19 protein-coding genes are annotated in these 20,052 nt (G+C 61.0%); 6 read left to right on the top strand and 13 right to left on the bottom strand.

Going from position 1 to position 20,052, the window contains the following annotated elements; genetic code table 11:
* Positions 1–69 precede the first annotated feature (69 nt).
* From CFB10_RS05515 to CFB10_RS05505, 3 genes are read left to right on the top strand one after another with little or no spacing between them, the layout of a single operon-like run.
* Entirely contained in the window at positions 70–1,020 is a 951-nt protein-coding gene (locus CFB10_RS05515) for an ABC transporter permease (protein WP_020812187.1), read from the top strand.
* Positions 1,020–1,871 (top strand): ABC transporter permease, encoded by an 852-nt coding sequence (locus CFB10_RS05510; protein WP_020011985.1) that lies wholly within the window; start codon positions 1,020–1,022, stop codon positions 1,869–1,871. Before CFB10_RS05515 ends, CFB10_RS05510 begins: the two co-directional genes overlap by 1 nt.
* Positions 1,871–3,526 carry an ABC transporter ATP-binding protein gene (locus tag CFB10_RS05505; protein ID WP_020011986.1) on the top strand — a complete coding sequence of 552 codons (1,656 nt, stop codon included), beginning with the start codon at positions 1,871–1,873 and terminating at the stop codon, positions 3,524–3,526. The genes CFB10_RS05510 and CFB10_RS05505 overlap by 1 nt, the downstream gene beginning before the upstream one ends.
* A 43-nt stretch (positions 3,527–3,569) precedes the next feature.
* Here CFB10_RS05505 and CFB10_RS05500 read toward each other — a convergent pair whose 3' ends face one another.
* Complete coding sequence (locus tag CFB10_RS05500) at positions 3,570–4,046, bottom strand: Lrp/AsnC family transcriptional regulator (protein WP_003506856.1); 477 nt, start codon at positions 4,044–4,046, stop codon at positions 3,570–3,572.
* Between the two features lie 230 nt (positions 4,047–4,276).
* On the opposite strand from CFB10_RS05500, the gene CFB10_RS05495 reads away from it, so the two are divergent.
* Entirely contained in the window at positions 4,277–5,602 is a 1,326-nt protein-coding gene (locus CFB10_RS05495; RefSeq protein WP_020011987.1) for an FAD-binding oxidoreductase, read from the top strand.
* Between the two features lie 7 nt (positions 5,603–5,609).
* Here CFB10_RS05495 and CFB10_RS05490 read toward each other — a convergent pair whose 3' ends face one another.
* From CFB10_RS05490 to CFB10_RS05480, 3 genes are read right to left on the bottom strand one after another with little or no spacing between them, the layout of a single operon-like run.
* Positions 5,610–6,761, bottom strand: coding sequence for an FAD-binding oxidoreductase (locus tag CFB10_RS05490; protein ID WP_026363987.1), 1,152 nt, complete (start codon positions 6,759–6,761; stop codon positions 5,610–5,612).
* On the bottom strand, positions 6,754–8,136 hold the full coding sequence (locus tag CFB10_RS05485; protein ID WP_020011989.1) for an NAD(P)/FAD-dependent oxidoreductase: 1,383 nt from the start codon (positions 8,134–8,136) through the stop codon (positions 6,754–6,756). Before CFB10_RS05485 ends, CFB10_RS05490 begins: the two co-directional genes overlap by 8 nt.
* Complete coding sequence (locus CFB10_RS05480; protein ID WP_020011990.1) at positions 8,115–8,426, bottom strand: (2Fe-2S)-binding protein; 312 nt, start codon at positions 8,424–8,426, stop codon at positions 8,115–8,117. Before CFB10_RS05480 ends, CFB10_RS05485 begins: the two co-directional genes overlap by 22 nt.
* Positions 8,427–8,539: 113 nt before the next feature.
* Between CFB10_RS05480 and CFB10_RS05475 the strand changes: the two genes are divergently transcribed.
* On the top strand, positions 8,540–9,463 hold the full coding sequence (locus CFB10_RS05475) for a LysR substrate-binding domain-containing protein (protein ID WP_020011991.1): 924 nt from the start codon (positions 8,540–8,542) through the stop codon (positions 9,461–9,463).
* Positions 9,464–9,530: 67 nt separating this feature from the next.
* Here the strand turns inward: CFB10_RS05475 and CFB10_RS05470 are convergent, their stop codons facing one another.
* The 7 genes from CFB10_RS05470 to CFB10_RS05440 form a co-directional block, all read right to left on the bottom strand.
* Positions 9,531–10,466, bottom strand: coding sequence for an ABC transporter substrate-binding protein (locus tag CFB10_RS05470; RefSeq protein WP_020011992.1), 936 nt, complete (start codon positions 10,464–10,466; stop codon positions 9,531–9,533).
* 116 nt (positions 10,467–10,582) lie between these two features.
* The gene (locus CFB10_RS05465) at positions 10,583–11,521 is read right to left on the bottom strand and encodes an ABC transporter substrate-binding protein (RefSeq protein WP_003506870.1); all 939 of its coding nucleotides are present in this window, start codon (positions 11,519–11,521) and stop codon (positions 10,583–10,585) included.
* 23 nt (positions 11,522–11,544) lie between these two features.
* Positions 11,545–13,365, bottom strand: coding sequence for an amino acid ABC transporter permease/ATP-binding protein (locus CFB10_RS24275; protein ID WP_081629664.1), 1,821 nt, complete (start codon positions 13,363–13,365; stop codon positions 11,545–11,547).
* 13 nt (positions 13,366–13,378) lie between these two features.
* Positions 13,379–13,936 (bottom strand): GNAT family N-acetyltransferase, encoded by a 558-nt coding sequence (locus CFB10_RS05455; RefSeq protein WP_020011995.1) that lies wholly within the window; start codon positions 13,934–13,936, stop codon positions 13,379–13,381.
* A 21-nt stretch (positions 13,937–13,957) separates the two neighbouring features.
* Entirely contained in the window at positions 13,958–15,145 is a 1,188-nt protein-coding gene (locus CFB10_RS05450; protein WP_020011996.1) for a M20 aminoacylase family protein, read from the bottom strand.
* Between the two features lie 84 nt (positions 15,146–15,229).
* Positions 15,230–16,570: an LLM class flavin-dependent oxidoreductase gene (locus CFB10_RS05445; RefSeq protein ID WP_020011997.1), complete on the bottom strand. Its 1,341-nt coding sequence runs from the start codon at positions 16,568–16,570 to the stop codon at positions 15,230–15,232.
* A gap of 22 nt (positions 16,571–16,592) precedes the next feature.
* Entirely contained in the window at positions 16,593–17,597 is a 1,005-nt protein-coding gene (locus CFB10_RS05440; protein ID WP_020011998.1) for an LLM class flavin-dependent oxidoreductase, read from the bottom strand.
* Positions 17,598–17,885: 288 nt separating this feature from the next.
* Here CFB10_RS05440 and CFB10_RS05435 point away from each other — a divergent pair, with 288 nt between their 5' ends.
* Positions 17,886–18,335 carry an Rrf2 family transcriptional regulator gene (locus CFB10_RS05435; protein WP_003506886.1) on the top strand — a complete coding sequence of 150 codons (450 nt, stop codon included), beginning with the start codon at positions 17,886–17,888 and terminating at the stop codon, positions 18,333–18,335.
* 44 nt (positions 18,336–18,379) lie between these two features.
* On the opposite strand, the gene CFB10_RS05430 is transcribed toward CFB10_RS05435, so the two are convergent.
* Together CFB10_RS05430 and CFB10_RS05425 are read right to left on the bottom strand one after the other, a co-directional pair.
* Positions 18,380–19,324, bottom strand: coding sequence for an acyl-CoA dehydrogenase family protein (locus CFB10_RS05430; protein ID WP_020011999.1), 945 nt, complete (start codon positions 19,322–19,324; stop codon positions 18,380–18,382).
* 50 nt (positions 19,325–19,374) lie between these two features.
* Complete coding sequence (locus CFB10_RS05425; RefSeq protein WP_020012000.1) at positions 19,375–19,920, bottom strand: flavin reductase family protein; 546 nt, start codon at positions 19,918–19,920, stop codon at positions 19,375–19,377.
* Positions 19,921–20,052 lie beyond the last annotated feature (132 nt).

Raw genomic sequence — 20,052 nt, 5'->3', positions numbered from 1 at the left:
ATGCGCCCGGCACGTTTTCCGCAGGATGCGGGAAGCCTCCACAATCAGGCAGGTCGCAGGAGCATGTGAATGAACAGCCGGATATTGTCCCTTATCGCCAGGCGGCTGGTCGTCATGCTGACGACGCTGCTGATCGTGTCGTTTATCGTCTTTTCCGCCACCAGCCTGCTGCCCGGCGACACGGCGACGATCCTTCTCGGCCAGGCGGCGACGCCGGAAGCCGTGGCGGGCCTGCGCACCGCCATGCATCTCGACGACCCGGCCCTGCTGCGTTTCGTCCGCTGGCTTTTTGGCCTGCTGCATGGCGAGCTCGGCACCTCCTATGCCAACAACATGGCGATTGCCGATCTTATCGGTCCGCGCTTCGTCAACTCCATGAAGCTTGCCGGCATTACCACCATCATCGCCGTGCCGCTGGCGCTCACGCTTGGCATCAGCTCCGCCATGCTGCGCGGAACGCTTTATGACCGGGCCGTCACCGTGCTGACCATCGGTGTCATCTCGGTGCCGGAATTCATGATCGCCACACTCGCCGTGCTGCTTTTCGCCGTCTACCTGAAATGGCTGCCGGCGCTTTCGCTGGTCAGCGAGGTTCACACGCTTTTCGATGTGCTGCGGGTCTATGCCATGCCGGTCATCACGCTGACCTTCGTCGTCTCGGCGCAGATGATCCGCATGAGCCGCGCCGCCGTCATCGAAACGCTGGATACGCCCTATGTCGAAATGGCGCTTTTGAAGGGCGCACCGCGCATGCGCATCGTGCTTCGCCATGCGCTTCCCAATGCGCTCGGCCCCATCGTCAATGCGGTGGCGCTGTCGCTTTCCTATCTCGTCGGCGGCGTCATCATCGTTGAGACGATCTTCAATTATCCTGGCATCGCCAAGCTGATGGTGGATGGCGTCGCAACCCGCGATCTGCCGCTGATCCAGAGCTGCGCGATGATCTTCTGCGTCGGTTATCTCCTCCTCATCACGACGGCTGACATCATCGCCATCATGTCCAATCCGAGGCTGCGCTGATGGCCGACAATATCAAAACAAATTCGGGGACTTCGCGTTTGGGTTACAAGATCAACGCAGTCGGCGTTTTCGGCTTTCTCATCATCTTTTCCTGGGCCATGGTCGCAATCTTGGCGCCCTATCTCATACCGCATCCGGTCGGTGAAATCGTCGATCTCGATTATTTCGGGCCGATGACATCAGATCTCTGGCTCGGCTCCGATTATCTCGGCCGTGACGTGTTTTCCCGCATTCTCATGGGCGCGCGTTTCACGGTCGGCATATCGCTCGCAGCCGTCACCATCGCCTGCACCTCCGGCGTCGTGCTCGGCATGTGCGCCGCCGTCATCGGCGGCTGGTTCGATGCGGCGCTGAGCCGGTTTCTCGATGCGGTGAACTCCATTCCGAGCAAGCTTTTCGGCCTCGTGGTCGTCGCCGCCGTCGGTTCGTCCATACCGGTGCTGATCATCACGCTCTCGGTCATCTATACGCCCGGCGCCTATCGTTTCGCCCGGGCGCTCGCCGTCAATGTCAACACCATGGATTTCGTCACCGTCGCCCGCGTGCGCGGCGAAAGCCTGCTCTACCTCATCGGTTCCGAAATCCTGCCGAACATCGTCCGTCCCGTGCTGGCCGATCTTGGCGTGCGTTTCGTCTTCATCGTGCTGCTGCTGTCAGGCCTCTCCTTCCTTGGTCTTGGCCTGCAGCCGCCGAATGCGGACTGGGGTGCGCTGGTGCGTGAGAACATCGGCGGCCTGCCTTTCGCGGCGCCCGCCGTCATATTCCCGTCCCTGGCGATTGCCAGCCTGACGATCAGCGTCAACCTGCTGATCGACAATCTGCCGCAGAAAATCCGCGACAGGAGCGAATAATGAGCAATCTCGTTGAAATCCGCGGATTGAAAGTCGAGGCCACCACCGATTCCGGCCGCCGCATCGACATCATCAAGGGTGTGGACATCGACATCGCCGATGGCGAGATCGTTGCGCTGATCGGCGAAAGCGGTTCCGGCAAGACCACCATTGCGCTGACGCTGATGGGCTATGCCCGCCCGGGTTGCCGCATTTCCAGCGGCAGCGTCAAGGTGGCGGGTCGCGACATGGTTCAGCTTTCCGAAGCCGAGCGGGCGACGATCCGCGGCACGAAAGTGACCTATGTGCCCCAAAGTGCGGCCGCCGCCTTCAACCCTGCACAGAGGATCATCGACCAGGTGATCGAAGTCACCCGCATCCACCATCTGATGCCGCAGCAGGAGGCGCGGGTGCGGGCGGTGGAACTCTTCAAGGCCCTGTCGCTGCCCAACCCTGAGACCATCGGCGAGCGCTACCCTCATCAGGTGTCGGGCGGCCAGCTTCAGCGCCTCTCCGCCGCCATGGCGCTGATCGGCAATCCGAAGCTGGTGATCTTCGACGAGCCGACCACGGCGCTCGATGTCACGACCCAGATCGAGGTGCTGCGCGCCTTCAAATCGGCAATGCGCAAGGGCGGTATCGGCGGCGTTTATGTCTCGCATGATCTTGCCGTCGTCGCCCAGATTGCCGATCGGATCGTGGTGCTGAAAGGCGGCGAGGTGCAGGAAACCGGCACCACGGCGGATATCCTCGAAAATGCACAGCACCCCTATACGAAAGAACTGCTGACGGCTTTTCACGACAAGGCGCGCGTTGTCACACCCGTCAAACAGCAACAGGCCACGCCCCTCCTGGATATAGAGGGGCTGATCGCCGGATATGGAACGAAGGGCGGAGACAGGATGCCGCTGGTGCGTGCGGTGGATTCCGTCAGCCTCTCGGTATATCCCGGCCGCAATCTAGGCATTATCGGTGAGTCCGGCTGCGGAAAATCGACACTGGCGCGCGCCATTGCCGGCATTCTGCCGGCGGCAGGCGGCCATGTGATCTTCGAAGGCAAGGAACTGGATGCCGATGCGCGCCGACGGACAAGCGATCAGCTTCGCCGCATGCAGATCGTGTTCCAATATGCCGACACGGCACTCAACCCGTCCAAACCTATCGAGGACATCCTCGGCCGGCCGCTTACCTTTTATCACGGTATGAAGGGCAAGGCGCGCGATGCGCGGATCGACCAGCTTCTCGATATGGTGAAGCTGCCGCGCTCGGTGCGCCACCGCCACCCTTCCGGCCTTTCCGGCGGGCAGAAGCAGCGTGTCAATTTCGCCCGAGCGCTTGCGGCCGAACCATCGCTCATCATCTGTGATGAAATCACCTCGGCGCTCGATACCGTGGTCGCGGCCGCAATCATCGATCTTCTCGGAGAACTGCAGCGGGAACTGAACCTCTCCTATATATTCATCAGCCATGATCTTTCGGTGGTGGAGACCATATGTGACGAAATCGTCGTGATGTATGGCGGGCAGAAGGTGGAGCATCTGGAGACGGAAGCGATCAAGTCGCCGACCCACCCCTATTCGAAACTGCTGTTTTCCTCGGTGCCGAAACTCGACCCGAAATGGCTCGACAATCTCCAGCAGGATGCGGAGCTGGTGCGGGCGTTTTCGAAGAGGTGAAAACGAGATGATACGGCCCTGCAAAGGGCCGTTTTCTCACACCTCAAAGCGGAAACAGGCTGGTCAGCGGCATATGCGATTTAATGATGGGTGATTTCAGCACCACGAAACTGAAATATTTGTCGATGCCGACATCCATATCGGTCAGCCGCTCCATGATCGACTGGTATTCGACGATGCCCGAGGTGACGAATTTCAGCAGGTAATCGTAACCGCCCGAAACGAGATGGCATTCCACCACCTGGTCGATCTTTTCGACAACGCCGAGGAAGCGGGCGAAATCGATCTGGCGGTGGTTCTTCAGCGTGATCTCGGTGAAAACAGTCAGCGTCTGGCCGAGCTTGTTGATGTTGATCTGCGCCGAATACCCCTCGATATAACCTTCCGCCTGCAGCTTCTTTACCCGCATCAGGCAGGGGCTTGGCGACAGATTGACAAGCTCCGCCAGCTCGACATTGGTGATGCGACCGTTTTTCTGCAGTTCATAGAGGATCTTGATATCGATCCGGTCAAGTTTCATCACGTGCGGAACCCCTTTTTTGTTTTTTGAACACGCGGCATAAAATTCTGGCGCGGTATCGGAAATCTTACCACATGGGTGCGCCCTGTCGACGTGGAGATGTTTTTTTGATGCAGCATAAAGAGTTGCAGACGTGGCCACCAACAGCATGAGATTCCGGCAAGACGCCCAGTCTGGCAGCGTTTACACGCCAGCTAGGGTAAATTAGGACAAATATAAGGAGTCCGACCATGCCCGCCCCGTTGCAACAGATCACGACATCGCCGGAACTGCCGACATCTGCGGACGCCGTCATTATCGGCGGCGGCATCGTCGGCGTCTTCGCCGCCTATTATCTCGCCCGGCGCGGCCTGAAAGTGGCGCTGGTCGAAAAAGGCCTGATCGGGGCGGAGCAGTCCAGCCGCAACTGGGGCTGGTGCCGGCAGCAGAACCGGGACGCCCGCGAATTGCCGATTTCCACCAGGAGCCTGGCGCTCTGGGAAGAGTTTGGCGCAGAGAGCGGCGAGGACACTGGTTTTCGCCGCTGCGGGCTGTTTTATCTGAGCGACAATGAAGCCGAGCTTGCCGGCTGGGCGCGCTGGCGCGATTTTGCCATTACCGCAGGCGTGACGACCCATATGCTGAGCGCCGATGAGGCGAGCGAACGCGGCCGATCTACGGGCAAACGCTGGAAGGGCGGCGTGTTTTCACCAACAGACGGCACGGCCGATCCTTCCATGGCGGCGCCCGCCGTGGCGCGCGCCATCATCAAACTGGGCGGCACGGTGCATCAGAATTGCGCCGCACGCGGGCTTGAGACGGAAGGCGGCCGTGTCAGCGCCGTCGTGACCGAAAAAGGCACGATCCGCACCAAAGCCGCCATCATGTCCGGCGGAGCCTGGGCGTCGTCCTTTTGCCGCCAGCTCGGCATTCGTTTCCCGCAGGCTTCCGTTCGCTCCTCCATCCTGTCGGTCACATCAGGTGCTGAAGGCCTGCCGGATGCGCTGCATACAAAAGATGTTTCCGTAACGCGCCGGAATAACGGCGGTTATACGCTTGCCATCAGCGGCCTCGGTCGCATCGACCCGACGGCGCAGCAGATGCGATTTTCCCGTGAATTTGTTCCGATGTTTCTCAAGCGCTGGCGAAGCCTGCGGCCGGGCGGGCTGGAAGGCATTCGCGGCGGCCACGAGACGCTGAAACGCTGGCGGCTCGATGCGCCGACGCCGATGGAACGAGTTCGTATTCTCGATCCGAAACCCAATGCCGCCGCCATCCGCGAGACCCATGAAAGGGCACTGAAGCTTCTGCCCGCTCTCGGTAAAACCCGGATTTCCGCCGCCTGGGCGGGCTTCATCGACAGCACGCCCGATGGCGTGCCCGCCATTGGCGAAACCAGCGAATTGCCCGGCTTCATCCTCGCCGCCGGCTTCAGCGGCCACGGTTTCGGCATCGGACCCGGTGCCGGCCATCTGATCGCCGATATCGTGACGGGCTCGAAACCGATCGTCGATGCCGCCCCCTATCACCCCAGCCGTTTCCTTGATTCGTCCTGGGGCAAAGTCGCCGATTTCTGACCCTGCCTTAGGGGGATGCGACACGCTCACCGCTACGGAAACGGCCGATGTGAAAATCCGCAATCGGCGTCGTGGTCTTTCCGGTCGCTATCAGCTCCGCCATCACGTCGCCAACACCCGGCCCGATCTGGAAACCGTGGCCGCTGAAGCCGAAGGCGTAATAAAGGCCGGAGGTTGCAGCACTTCCCCCCATAACCGGCAGATCGTCGGCCATATAGCCTTCCACACCGGACCAGGTGCGGATCAGCCGGGCATGACGCAAGGCGGGCGCCAGCCGCAGCAACTGCCGCAACTGGGCATCGAGCCCGGCGGGATCATATTTCGCCCGGCGTTCGTCCAGCGCGGCGGCGGATCGTTTCACCCCGCCGAAAATGACGTTTCCGCGCGGGATCTGCCGCATATAGATGACCTCTCCGGGAATTTTGGTGGAGACGCCGACAACAGGGTGAATGAACCACGGCAAAGGCTCCGTTACGCCCATTTGCGGGCCGGCCACCTCCAGCGGCACCGCCTCTCCCAGGGCGCCGGCGAACCCGCCGCCCCATGCACCGCTGGCGACCAGCACGGAGGGCGCGCGATATTCCCCTTCCGCCGTCGTCACCCGGAAATCCTCGCCGGTCTTTTCGATGGCCAGAACTTCGCAATTTTCCACGATCGTTGCGCCATTCCGCCGCGCGGCACGGGCGAAGGCGGGTGCGACGAGCCGCGGGTTGGCGTGGCCATCATGCGGCGACCATGATCCGGCAACCGCCTCCGGTCCGATGAAGGGAAATTTCTGCCGGATGGCTTCGCGTGCAAGGATGTGCAATTCCAGACCATATTGCGCGGCATCGTCGCGATATTTCTCGACCACGTCGATCTGTTCTTCCGCCCAGAGAAACCGGATATGGCCGACGGGCATGAATTCCACATCCGCACCGGTCAATTGCGGGATGCGGCTCCATATGTCCCGCGATCTGTTGGCGAGCGGAAGCTGCCCGAGATAACGGCCCTGGCGGCGGACATTGCCGAAATTTGTGCCGCTCGCCTGCTGGCCGACAAGGAAACGCTCCAGCAGAATGACGCTGACACCCCGTTGCCGCAGGAAGAATGCGGTGGCGGTTCCGACAATGCCGCCGCCGACGATAATGACATCGGCCTCTGCAAGCGTATTACGCATCATCGCCTCCCCTCACAATTGCCAGCGGCAGAGGTTTCACCGGCGCCTGCCCACGCAGCCGTCCGGCCGATTCCACCCGCAGATTGCAGGCCGCGGCCACGATCTCCTGCCCCGCCTGCCCGCAGAACCGGCCCTGGCATCTTCCCATGCCAACCCGCGAGAAAGCTTTCGAGCGGTTGACCTCCGTTGCGCCCGTGACGGTCACGCTTGCGCGCAACTCGCCCGCCGTTACCACCTCGCAGCGGCAGATGATCGTATCATCGGCAAGTGTCTGCGCCATCTGGTGCGGCCAGGGAAAGGCCCGGGCCATTCCCTGCGCAAAGCGGCTCGCGGCCTTCAGCTGTTTCCGACAGCGGCCGATCTCCGCACGGGACGGCTTCAAACCTTGATCCTCAAGAAACGCGAAGGCGGCGAGCCGGCCGGAAGCTTCCGCACCATCTGCACCGAGAATACGCACGCCATCGCCCGCCAGATAGACATCAGGCACGGAACTCCGCCCCATATTGTCCACATCCGGAAGCCATTGCCGGATCAGCGAATGAAAGGAGAAGCGGCAACCGGCAAGATCGGCAAGCTGGCTTTCCGCCCGCAGATGATAGCCCATGCCGATGGCATCGCAGGCGAGGCGCTTTTCCTCACCGGACGTATCCCGATAGCGAATGCCGGTCACGCCACTCTCAGCATCGCCGATAATCTCTATCGGCACGATACCCTGTTCAATCTTCACCCCACCCACAAGCAGCGCCGCGACAAGCTGCAAGCCCTTGAAGAGCTGCAATGGCCGCGCCGCCATCCCTGGCAGGCCCTTGACCTGCGTGGAAAATGGCGTGGTATCCAGCACCGCTACAGGCGCCGCGCCGGCCTTCATATATTGATATGCCACGAGATAAAGCAGCGGCCCCGTGCCCATGAAAACCACACGACGCCCTATTGCGCAGGCCTGCGCCTTCAGGGATATCTGCGCCGCGCCAAGCGAAAAACATCCCGGTCTCGTCCAGCCCGGCAAGGGCATGATGCGGTCGGTCGCACCCGATGCGATGATGAGGGCATCGAAATCCAGAGCTTCGGATGTCTCCGCCCGCTGAATATGGATGCGTTTGTCGCGAATTGCCCACGCCAGGGTCTGCGGACGGTAATCGATATGGTCTGAAAGACCGTCGAATGTGCCGTGCAGAGCCTTCGCCTTGTCCGCTTCGGTGCCATAAAGAGCGGTATAGGAGCGTTTGAAATTTTGCGGCTGGCGGCGATAGATCTGGCCGCCGCTGCGATCTCCCTCATCGATGACGACGGGGCGGAGCCCCGCCCGCACCAGCGTCTCGGCGGCACGCGTACCGGCGGGGCCGGCGCCCACGATCACGACGCGCAAATCTGCCATAACCCCTCCGGAACCTCGGTTCTGATATCCATGCCCGGGAGGACGGCGGTGGAACAGGCGCGCACCCGCTCCCCTTCCCCGGTCCAGACCCAGCAATCCTGACAGGCGCCCATCAGACAGAAACCCGCCCGCTTGCCATCGGCGAATTCCGAAAGGCGGGCAAACCCGCGCGACAGCATCAGCGCCGTCAGCACGGTGTCTCCCTCCAGCGCCTCGACTGGCATGCCGTCGATCAGGACTGGGCAAACCGCGCGTCGCTCTTCGGCGATGCGCCTGAATCTGGCAAGCATCCGCGTTTCCTTTCCCGAAACCGTCGCAGGCACCTCTCCTGCACCGTCACAGATTTCCACGGCAGAAGGTTTCTCACCAATCGCAAATGGTCGCTTGAACAGAACCTTGGGTTATGGAAGAGATGACGCCGGAGGTTTCCATGAACGCCCGACAGCTTGAAATTTTCCGCGCCATCATGCGCGACGGCTCCGTGACGGCGGCCGCCAATTCGCTTGCCGTTTCCCAGCCCGGCGTCAGCAAGGTGTTGCACCATCTGGAAAGCCAGCTGGGTTACAAGCTGTTTGAGCGCATCGGCGGGCGGCTGGTGCCGACGATGGAAGCGCATCTGATCTACGAGGATGCCGACCGGGTTTTTCGCGAACTTGAGGTTCTGAAAAAGCTGACACGCACTATCGGCGAGCGCAAGCTCGGCCTTCTGCGCATCGGGGCCAGCCTGCCGGTCACCTATTCTGTGCTGCCTGAAGCGCTGCTCGCTTTCCGGCAGGCGCATCCGACCGTCAAAATCCATCTCAACGCCCTGCCTAAAAAGGAAATTGCCGAGCAACTGCTGCTGGGAGACATCGATTTTGCGGTAACGCTGTCCACCATTCAGGCACCAACGGTGCGCAGTGAAATTCTTGCCTCCGTGCCGGTTGTAGCGGTGATGCGGCATGATGACGCCCTGGCCGAAATGATGACGGTGACGCCTCGCGACCTCGCCGGCAGGCCGCTGATTTCCTACGGCAACCACGCGGACGAGATCGGGCCGCAGCTGAACGAGGTCTTCGAACGCGATGGGCTTACGCGGGATGTCTCGATACAGGTCACCTCATCGGTCGGCGCTGTGCCGCTGGTGCTTGGCGGCATCGGCATCGCCCTTGTCGACGGCCTGGTGCGGTGGAACAGTTTCGAGGGAGTGACGGTGCGCCCATTCATGCCTGAGGTGACGATGAATGTCGCCGTTTCCACCAACACGGCCCGGCCGCTGTCGCGTTTCTTCAAGCCCTTTGTCGGCGAATTGCGACAGCTCTTTCGCGCCCTTCCCGCCCAGGGCTGACGGACAAAACAATACCCGCAAGGCCTGAGCCTGCGGGTATTGCCGTCCGCCGCATTTATTAGCCCGGTCAGCTTTTCGGCAGGCCTGGCGGGTTGGTCCGCGATTCCGGCAGGGCTTCTTCCGATAGCTGCCAGCGATCCAGGATCTTCGCGTAAGCGCCGCTCTTGATCAGATCGTTGGTGGCAAGCGTCAGCGCATCGGCCAGTCCCGAGCCCTTGCGGGTGGTGATGGCGACATCGGACCGTTCCGGCCAGCCAGCGGAGAGGGTTCCGACGCGCTTGATGGTCTTGTCGCGTGCGGCGATGAAAACCAGCTGCGCATGCGGCTGGACGATCACATCCGCCCGCCCCGCAGAAAGCGCCACAAACCGTGTGGCTTCGTCATCGTAATATTGCAGCTCAATCGGCTTTAGCCCGGCGGCGACGTTCTCGTCGCTCCATTTCAGCAGAATGCGCTCCTGATTGGTGCCAGCGCCGACGATGATCCTCAGGCCGGCCGCGTCCTTCGGCTCGCGGATGGCGGTTATGCCGCTATCCGACTTAACGAAAAATCCGTGCAGGCCCTGACGATAGGTGGAGAAATCGAACTTTTCCTTGCGCTGTTCGGTCACGCCGACATTGGAGATGACAGCATCGTATTTTCCGGAAGCAAGCCCGAGCGGCCAGTCCGCCCAGGCCACGGCGACCAGTTCCAGCTCGAGGCCAAGGCTATCAGCCACCGCAAGGGCGTAATCAGGGTCTGCACCGACCACCGTTTTTGCGTCCGTCGCATAGGTCGCAAGCGGTGGCCCACCGGGTGCGACCGCGACGGTGAGTTTGCCCGGCGTGACGAATTTGAAATCCTTGGGAATAGCGGCAATTGCACCCGGGTCTTTTTCAACCCTGAAGCGGCCGGGCTGGTCCGGCGACAGATCGAAGACATCCGTTGCAAAAGCCGATGCGAATCCGGCAACGGACAGAAAAGCACTGAGCGTGGCCGTGGCGAGACGAGAGGTGAAGGCCATTGTGGTTTCCCGATAGAATGATTGCGGGACGGAGGTGGCGCGGGCGGGAGGATGCCCGCGCTACCGGCTGAGTGATGTCCCACCTTCAACTCAGCTTTTGGCAAGCAAACCAGAACTCAGCTCTTCGGCAGGCCGGGCGGATTGGTGCGGGATTCGGTGATGGCTTCCGAGCCGAGATTCCAGCGGGCGAGAACCTTGCCGTAATTGCCGTTCTTGATCTGGGCGTTCAGCGCGGCGGTGATGGCCTCGGCGATGCCCGCGTCCTTTTTCGAAGCGACGGCGATTTCCGCGGCCTCCGGCCAGCCGCCGGAGAAGGTGCCGACGAGCTTCGTCTTCTTCTGGCTTGCCGCCTGGAAGGCAGAGGTCGCGTTAGGGCCGAGATAGGCATCCGCGCGACCGGATTGCAGGGCAACGTCAAGCACGGCCTGATCGTCATAATATTGCACATCGGTATCGGCCAAACCCTTGGCCTTGTTGTCCTTGATCCATTTCAGCAGGATCTGTTCCTGATTGGTGGCGGCGCCGACGATCACCTTCAGCCCGGCGACATCCTCGGGCTTGCCGATGGACGTGACCTTGCTGTTATTGCCCACGTAAAAGCCGAGCAGATCGTTGCGATAGCTGGAAAAATCGAATTTTTCCTTGCGGGCTTCCGTGACTGTGATGTTGGAGGTGACGGCGTCGTATTTGCCGGAGGTGAGACCGAGCGGCCAGTCGGCCCAGGCGATGGGAACAAGTTGCAGCTCAAGGCCAAGGCTGTCGGCAACCAGCTGGGCGATATCCGGCTCCACGCCGATCGGCGTTTTCGTGTCGCTCGCATAATCCACCAGCGGCAGGCGGAACGGCACGGTCGCGACCGTCAGCTTTCCATCGGCGATGAACTTGTGGCCGGCGGGTAGAAGCTTGATCGCCTCTTCCACCTTTTCGGCGCGCACTCGGCCCTTCTGTTCCGGTGACAGGTCCACTTCCTGCGCATGCGCAGCCGGGATGAGTGCGGCGGTGGCGGTGAAAAGACCGCCGGCGAGCAGGGACAATAATTTCGATGAAAATACCATGCGAGTGTTTCCTTTGTTGTTGATTAGAGAACTTTTGCGAGGAATTCAGCCGTGCGCGGGTGGTCCGGGTTGTTGAAGACCTTCTCCGGCGTGCCCGTTTCGAGAATGCGGCCCTGTTCCATGAAGACGACCCTGTCGGAAACTTCGCGGGCGAAACCGATTTCATGGGTGACGATGATGAGGGTGACGCCGGAGCGGGAAAGCTCCTTGATGACGTCAAGCACCTCGTTGACGAGTTCAGGATCGAGCGCGGATGTCGGCTCGTCGAAGAGCAGCACCTTCGGCCGCAAGGCCAGCGCCCGGGCAATCGCCACGCGCTGCTGCTGCCCACCGGAAAGCTGGCGCGGATAGGCGCCGGCTTTTTCGGCAAGGCCAACGCGGGCGAGAAGATCGCGCGCCTCGGCCTCGGCCTGCTCTTTCGATATGCCGCGAACCACGACCGGCGCTTCGGCGATGTTTTCAAGCGCGGTCAGATGCGGGAAGAGGTTGAAGCTCTGGAACACCATGCCCACTTCGACGCGGCGTTTCAGGATTTCCCGTTCCTTCAGTTCGTAAAGCGTATCGCCCTTCTGACGATAACCGACCAGCTCGCCGTCTATGGCGATGAAGCCGTCATCCACACGCTCCAGATGGTTGATGGAACGAAGCAATGTGGACTTGCCGGAGCCGGACTGGCCGAGAATGGTGGTGACGCTGCCTGCCGGTATGGAAAGGCTGACATCGTCCAGCACCTTCAGCGTTCCGAAGGATTTCGAAACACCGTGAATATTGACCGCACCGCCGCGATTGCCGAGCTGGAAACTTCCCGTCTTGGCGGTGGCGGGGCGTTGGGACAGGGCAACCGCAGGCGTCGCCGTCTCCACCCCTTCAGGCAGGGGCTTGCGCGGCAGGAAGGTGCGGTAGAGCGTGGCAAACAGCGAGGGCGGCGGGTTGCGCAGCGCGCCGCGCGAAAAATGCCGTTCGATATGGTGCTGCACGATGGAAAGCGCCGTCAGGATCACCAGATACCAGACGGTTGCGACCATCAGCAGCGGAATCACTTCCAGATTGCGGCGATAGATGATCTGGATCGTGTAGAACAGCTCCGGCAGGGCAAGAATATAGACCTGCGACGTGCCCTTTGCGAGGCCGATGATATCGTTGAAAGCGGTGGGCAGGATGGAGCGCATCGCCTGCGGCAGAACGATGCGAGACGCCTGCCGCCGGCGCGGAAGGCCGAGCGCTGCGGCGGCCTCAAGCTGTCCCTGATCAACCGAAAGAATGCCGCCGCGAACGATTTCGGATGCGAAGGCGGCCTGATTGAGCGTCAGCCCCAGAACGGCCGCCGCAAACGGCGTCATCAGCTGCGTCGTATTCCAGCTGATGAAGTTGATGCCGGTATAGGGCACGCCGATCGTGACGGTCTCATAGAGATAACCGAGATTGTTGAGGATCAGCAGAAGCACGATCAGCGGGATCGACCGGAAAATCCAGATATAGGTCCAGGATACGGCAACCAGCAGCGGCGAGCGGGAAACGCGGGCAAGCGCCAGCAGCGTTCCCAGCGCGAAGCCGAGCACCGCACCGAGCGCGGTCAGCAGCAGCGTCCGTCCTAAGCCGACCAGCACCGGTTCAGCGAAAAACCATTCCGCAAAGACATCCCAACCCCAGCGCGGATTGCCGAAAACTGAATGCAGAACAGCCGCAATGATGAGGACGGAGAAGACCGTTCCCACTGTGCGTAAGGGATAACGGGCCGGAACGATGCGGAAATGGGAATACCCACCCTTGACCAGCCCGCTCTCGACTGGACTGGCCTTCGGTTCGTTCAATGCAAGATGCGGAAAATCAGAGGCTATTGTCATAGGAAAGAGCCTTTCACGGGTGGGCCGGAGCAGGTCGCGGTCGGGCAGCCGGTATTGACGCGCCTTCCGCAATGGAGGCGGAGACGCTCTCGGCAAGCCACTTTTCGAAAGGGAGCGACCTGATCGTTTCAGGATCGGCCGATGTATCGAACAAAGCGCGATAGCCATTGGTGAGATAGAGGCCGACCGCTTCCGGCTGGCGGAAACCCGTGGTCAGATAAACGCGGGCGTAACCCTGCCGGATCGCCTGCTGCTCCAGCTCCTGAAGCACGATTTTCGCAAGCCCCTGCCGGCGGTGGGCCGAGTGGGTCCAGACGCGCTTGAACTCGGCCGTCTCGTGATCGTAGCGCATGAAGGCGCCGCCGGCGATCGCCTTACCCTCGCGCAGAAGCAGCAGGAAATTACCCGATGGCGGGCTGAAGGCCTCCGGCGGATATTTGTTCAGCTCGGCCTTCGCCCCTTCCGCGTTGAAAAATGTGCCGTAACGGCTGTCATATTCAAACAGCAACTCCTCCAGAAGCGGCGTTGCGAGCGGATCCTTGACCGATGTGTAGAGAAAACTGTCGCTCATGTCCTTGTCCTAAATTTCGTGTCAGGAGAGGTATGCTTCCGCCAGACGCACCCAGAAGCGCGCTGCCGGTGCGATGATCGCGTCGTTGAAATCGTAGCGGGGGCTGTGCAGCGCGGCGCTGTCGCCATTGCCGACGAACAGATAGGAGCCGGGCCGCTCCTGCAGCATGAAGGCGAAATCCTCGCTCGCCGTCCGCGGCTGGAACGCTTCGGCAATCTGCGCGGACGGGAAATGCCTTTTGGCAACCTCACGGGCGAAGGCCGTCTGCGGGGCGTGATTGATGACCGGCGGGAAGCCGCGGGAATAGGAGACATCGGCCCTTGCGCCAAAACTTTCCGCCTGCGCTCTGGCCAGCGCCGGAAGCCGCTCTTCCAGCCTGTCACGTACGGCGGGCGAAAAGGCCCGGGCGGTGATCTGCAGCTCGACGCTCTCGGGAATGACGTTGGAGGCGGTTCCGCCATGGATGGAGCCGACCGTCAGCACCGCCATTTCGCGCGGATCGACATTGCGCGAAACGATGCTTTGCAGGGCGGTGATGAAGCTTGCCGAGGCGAGAACCGGATCGACCGTCTCATGCGGCGCCGCGCCATGCCCGCCCCTGCCGATGATCTGCACCTTCGCCTTGTCGACGGAGGCCATGGCAGGACCTTCGACGAAACCGAACTGCCCGGTCTCGACACCCGGCCAATTGTGCAGGCCGAAGACCGCATCGACCGGAAACCGCTCGAACAGCCGGTCCTTTATCATCGCCCTTGCACCGGCGCCGATCTCCTCGGCGGGTTGGAAGATCAGCGTCAGCGTGCCGGAAAAATTCGATGTTTCGGCAAGATAACGGGCGGCTGAAAGCAGGATGGTGGTATGGCCATCATGACCGCAGGCGTGCATGACGCCCGGCGTCTGGCTGGCATAGGCAAGGCCGGTTTCCTCGATAATGGGCAGGGCATCGATATCGGCGCGGATGCCGACGCGCTTATCGCCATGACCGCGCCTCAACGTGGCGACGACGCCGTGGCCGCCGACACCCTCCGTAACCTCATATCCGAAAGACAGGAGATAACGGGCAATGAGCGCCGCCGTGCGCGTCTCCTTGAGCGAAAGCTCCGGATACCGGTGGAGATCATGCCGTATGGCGATGCTCTCTTCGATGAAGGCAAGGATTCCCCTTTCGGCGTCGTCCTGCGGACGCGCGCCGTCAATGCGGATATTCATGGTTCTGTCTCCTGCGCGGGGGCCTCTGCGCGCCGCGTCTTGAAATATGCGCCGGGCAGTGATGAACGCCGCCCGGCTGCAAGCTCAGGCGATGGCCTTGTCCGACGCGTTTTCGCCGCGGGCATAGACGCTTTCCCGGAAAGGCAGACCGAGATGATCCCGCAATGTCGCGCCTTCCAGATGCGGATCGAAATAACCGCGCCGCTGCAGCACCGGAATGACGAGGCGGATGAAATCGTCCAGTCCCTCGGCAATCACCGGGAAGCCCAGAATGAAGCCATCGGCCGCATCGTGTTCCACCCAGCGTATGATCTCGTCGGCCACCTTGTCCGGTGTGCCGATGAAGCCTTCACGCGGGGTCGCAGCCTCCAGCGCCGCCTCGCGCAGTGTCTGGTTCTTTTCCTTGGCCCGTCGCTTGATGCGGTCGGTCGTCGAGCGGAAGCTGTTCTTGCCGATCTCGCCGAGTTCGGGGAAAGGCTCATCCAGCGGATAGGCGCTGAAATCATGATGATCGAAGAAGCGACCGAGATAGGCGAGCGCATCCTCTGTCGTGATGAGGTTGCGGATGACGTCGTATTTCGCCTCCGCTTCCTCCTGCGTCTCGCCAATAATCGGGCCGATGCCGGGGAAAATCTTAACATCGGCAGCGGACCGGCCCTGCGCAACGGCGCTCTGTTTCACACGCTTGAGGAAGGTCTGGTTTTCCTCCAGCGAAGCGGAATTGGTGAAGACCGCGTCCGCGTGTTTGCCCGCAAGACCGATGCCGGCATCGGACGAGCCTGCCTGGAACACCACCGGCTGACCCTGCGGAGAACGCTGGATGTTCAAAGGGCCTTCCACCTGGAAGAAGCGACCCTTGTGGCCGAGCGTGTGGAGTTTGGCGCGGTCGAAAAACTGTCCCGTCTCGCGGTTGCGCAGGAAAGCGTCATCGTCCCAGCTATCCCACAGGCCCTTGATAACCTCGAGGTATTCGTCGGCGATCTCGTAACGCAGCGCGTGTTCGGGGTGATTGCGGCTGTAATTTTTCGCCGTGCCTTCGAGCGGTGTCGTCACGGCATTCCACCCGGCGCGGCCGCCGCTCAAAAGATCGAGCGAGGCAAACTGGCGGGCAATGGTGAAGGGGTCGCTGTAGGAGGTCGAAACGGTTCCCGCCAGGCCGATCTTCGAAGTAACGGCGGCGAGCGCCGAAAGGATCGTCAGCGGCTCGAACCGGTTGAGGAAATGCGGAATGGACTTGTCGTTGATGTAGAGCCCATCCGCCACGAAGGCGAAGGCGATGCCGGCTGCTTCCGCCTTCAGCGCGTTCTTTCTGAAAAAGTTGAAGTTGACGCTGGCATCGACAGGACTTTTGGGGTGTCGCCAAGCATTCATGTGCCCGCCGGGACCTTGAAGCATGATGCCGAAACGGATTTTCTTTCTCGTCATGTCATTCCCTCCTGAGAGAAAATTATGCCGCCCGGGAAAGGCGATGTGGGGCCAAGAGTTCGACCGAGGCAAGCCGCTGATCAGCCCCGACATGGGGCGGTTCGATGATGAATTCCTCGATGCCGTGCTCTTCGGAAAGCGCACGAAGCGCCTTGTGAATATCCTCCGGCCCGCCATGCAGGACGTTGGGCTTGCGCTCTTCGATGCGATAATCGGCATCGCCGGACTGGCGGGCGAATTCCTCCGCCTGTTCGCGGCGACCGAGGTTGAACGCTCTGCCGTCGCTGAGGAATACCCGGTAGATGCGTTGACCTTCGACCTGTCTCGCCGCATGGGCTGGATCGCTGGCCGCAAAAGCCGACAGGGCAAGGATCGGGGCAGCTCCACCGCTCTCCTCCCGGAAAGCCGAGAGGCTGCGGCGAAGAACCTCCGGATCACCATTGAGGTGGCCGGCAAAAACGAAATTCCATCCCCGTGAAGCTGCAAGCCTTGCGCTTTCCGGGCTGGCGCCGAGCAGAAATCTCTCTGCCGCGACCGGCGGCGCAGGTGTTGCCTGCAGCCCGGCCTGTGCATGATCCTGCGGCGCGGCGCCCGATAAAAATGTGGTGAGTTCGCCGAAGGCCGTTTCGAAATCCGGCTTGCGGGCGGGATCATGGGCCTGCTGCAAGGCCGACGTCGCAAGCGGCAACCCGCCCGGTGTCTTGCCGATGCCGAGATCGACCCGGCCGGGTGCAAGCGACGACAGGACGTTGAAAACCTCGGCAACCTTGTAAGGGCTATAGTGCTGCAGCATGACGCCGCCCGAGCCAACACGGATGCGAGAGGTCTTCGCCAGTATCCATGCAACCAGCGCCTCCGGCGCGGAACCGGCAAGCTCCGGCGAATTGTGATGTTCGGCCACCCAGAAACGGCGATAACCCAGCTCTTCGGCGCGTTTGGCAAGATTGATCGTGTCGCGGAACGCGCTCGCCGCGTCCTCACCCGTTGAAACCGGGCTCTTGTCCAGCAAACTGAGTGTATACATCATCACCTCGCATCATTGATGCATACTTTGTCTACCGATTTTATATTCTAATAAAGGATGATCGTTCCACGTTGCGGCGCGATCAGAGAAAATATTGTTTTCAGTGATGTTTTCGAAAGCCCGTGCTGACAATGCCGGGGCCAGGTCTCAATTAGGTGGCAACAGGCCGCTTTCAGCGCCAAACGCAGGCGAAACGGGCTTGCGCCGGAATTCGCTAAAAACTACTTAGTAAGTAAGGAATAATATGGCCCGGCACTGTAAACTGTGCCGACTCTCTTTTCGGATCGTGCGATGTTGACCAAAAAAGGCAAATACGGATTAAAGGCTCTTGTCGATCTGGCGCGGTTGCCCCAAGGCGAGACCGCCTTTGTGACAGAGATTGCGACCCGCAACAACATCCCGAAAAAATTCCTGGACACTATTCTGCTGGAACTGCGCAATAGCGGCATTCTGCGCTCCAAGAAGGGCCCGAATGGCGGTTATTCACTGTCGAAAATGCCATCCGAAATCATGATCGGGCAGGTTATCCGTACGCTGGATGGACCCTTGGCTCCCATCCGCTGCGCAAGCCGCACGGCCTTTGAAGCCTGTGACGACTGTGATGATCCCGAGACCTGTCAGGTCAGGGTTTCGATGACGGACGTGCGGGACGCCATCGCAACCATTCTGGACAATATGACGCTTGCGCAATTCGTGGCGAAGGACGGGCAGGATGCCCGCTCTATTCCGGCCGGCGAATAGAATTTCGAACGGCCCCTCGTTCGGGTTTCACGACAGAGCGTCGCTCATTGCCTGCGCAGATCACTGTCCAGCGACGCGATCAGCCCGGCTTCGCTGACGCCTTCGACAAGACCGAGGCGCGCCATCAGGATTTCAAGCGTGATGGCATTGTTGCGGACCGAGCGAAAGGTGACGTTCTCCGCCCCCACCTGCGCCGCATCGATATTGGCCGCAAGGCTGGTTATCTGCGCCTTCAGGAGTTCGATGGCGAGAAATATTTCACCTATCACGGGCCGAGCCGCGCCCTCATCCGCCAGCCTGTCGATCAAGAGCGCTGTAAGCTCACGCTGCTTCTGCCCCAGAGCCACCGCGGCTTTCAAAAGGGCGGAAACGGAAGCGGCCAGGTTCCCGGCGCCCTGGGCAAGGAACACCACCTGATCGGCGCGCAAGAGACCCTCCCATGACGTATTGGGGCGATTGCGCAGGACGACAAGCAGGGGCTGTCCGACCGTGTTGACAGCCGGCACGACAATCCAGTCCGCATCGACCTTGACCGACCCCGCAACTTCATCGGGCAGCCGCAGGGCGTAGTCATCTTCCGTCACCACAACCGCCTGATCCAGATCAGCGGCAGATATTGCCAGCGCGAAGGTCTCGCCAAGATCGAGACGTGCGAAGAGCGCCTTGCGCTGATCTTCGCTACCCGCGTTCCGGATGAATTCAAGGGCGGTGAAATGTTCAACGAGATCATGCGCCGCCCCCGCATCGGCTGCGGAAATGATGGCCAGCGCCTGTGACAGAACATCATTGGTGATATCCGCCCCGCCGAGTTCGGTTGGAACGGAAAGAGCAAGAAGGCCGGAACGGGCGATCCGCGCATGGATTTGCCCGGGACTTTCAACCGCGCAGTTTTCAGCGATTGTCCGGGCAACGGTCAGCACATCGATATCCGCGCCGAGGCGTGGAGGAACGAAACGAAGTCTTTCGCCGAGAGGCGTAACAGATCCCATGCTCAACTCCCTCAAAGAATGACAAAGTGAAAGCGCCGAACGGCCGGCGCTCAGTCCAGAGAATGATAGCGGCCGTTTTGATAGAGCAGCGAATGGCCGGAGCCGATGCGGATCGCCTCCACCTTGCCGATGACGATGACATGGCTATGCCGTTCGATCGTCTCTTCTATGGTGCAGTCGATCGCGGCAACCGCGTCTTCGAGGATGGGCGCGCCGCTCGACAGCCGTGTCCATTCAGCGCCGCGATACCGATCCGGGCCCTTCAGGCCGCCGATGCCGGCAAACTGATTGGCAATGAACTGATGGTTCGCCCCGATGATGTTGACGGCGAGATGGCCGAAACGCTGCACCACCGGCCATGTGGAAGAGGAACGGTTGAGCGCGACCAGAATGCGCGGCGGATCGACCGACAGAGCGGTGGCCGAAGTCACGGTCGCCCCCGTTCGCTCGTCGCCCTCACCCGCCGTAATCACGCTGACACCTCCGCCCAGCGTTCTCAGCGCCGCCTTGAGGCTGTCGGCATCCGCCGCCTTGCCGGCGACCGGGTCGCGGAGGTTGATGAAGTGTTGATCCTTGGCCGCATATTGCAATGTCATCGGGTTGCTCCTGAAAACAGCTGAATTGTTCAATAGCTAGCAGCGGCGGCGGGGGGTGAAATAGACATCATTTTCCATATTGATAATATTCTATAGAAATAATGTCTTATATGCCGTTGCCTGATTTCATTG

This window comes from Agrobacterium sp. 719_389, from assembly GCF_900188475.1.
In the GTDB taxonomy this organism is placed as follows: Bacteria; Pseudomonadota; Alphaproteobacteria; order Rhizobiales; family Rhizobiaceae; genus Agrobacterium; species Agrobacterium radiobacter.
The sequence above is the reverse complement of the archived record's forward strand: the minus strand, read 5'-3'. Positions and strand labels throughout refer to the sequence as shown.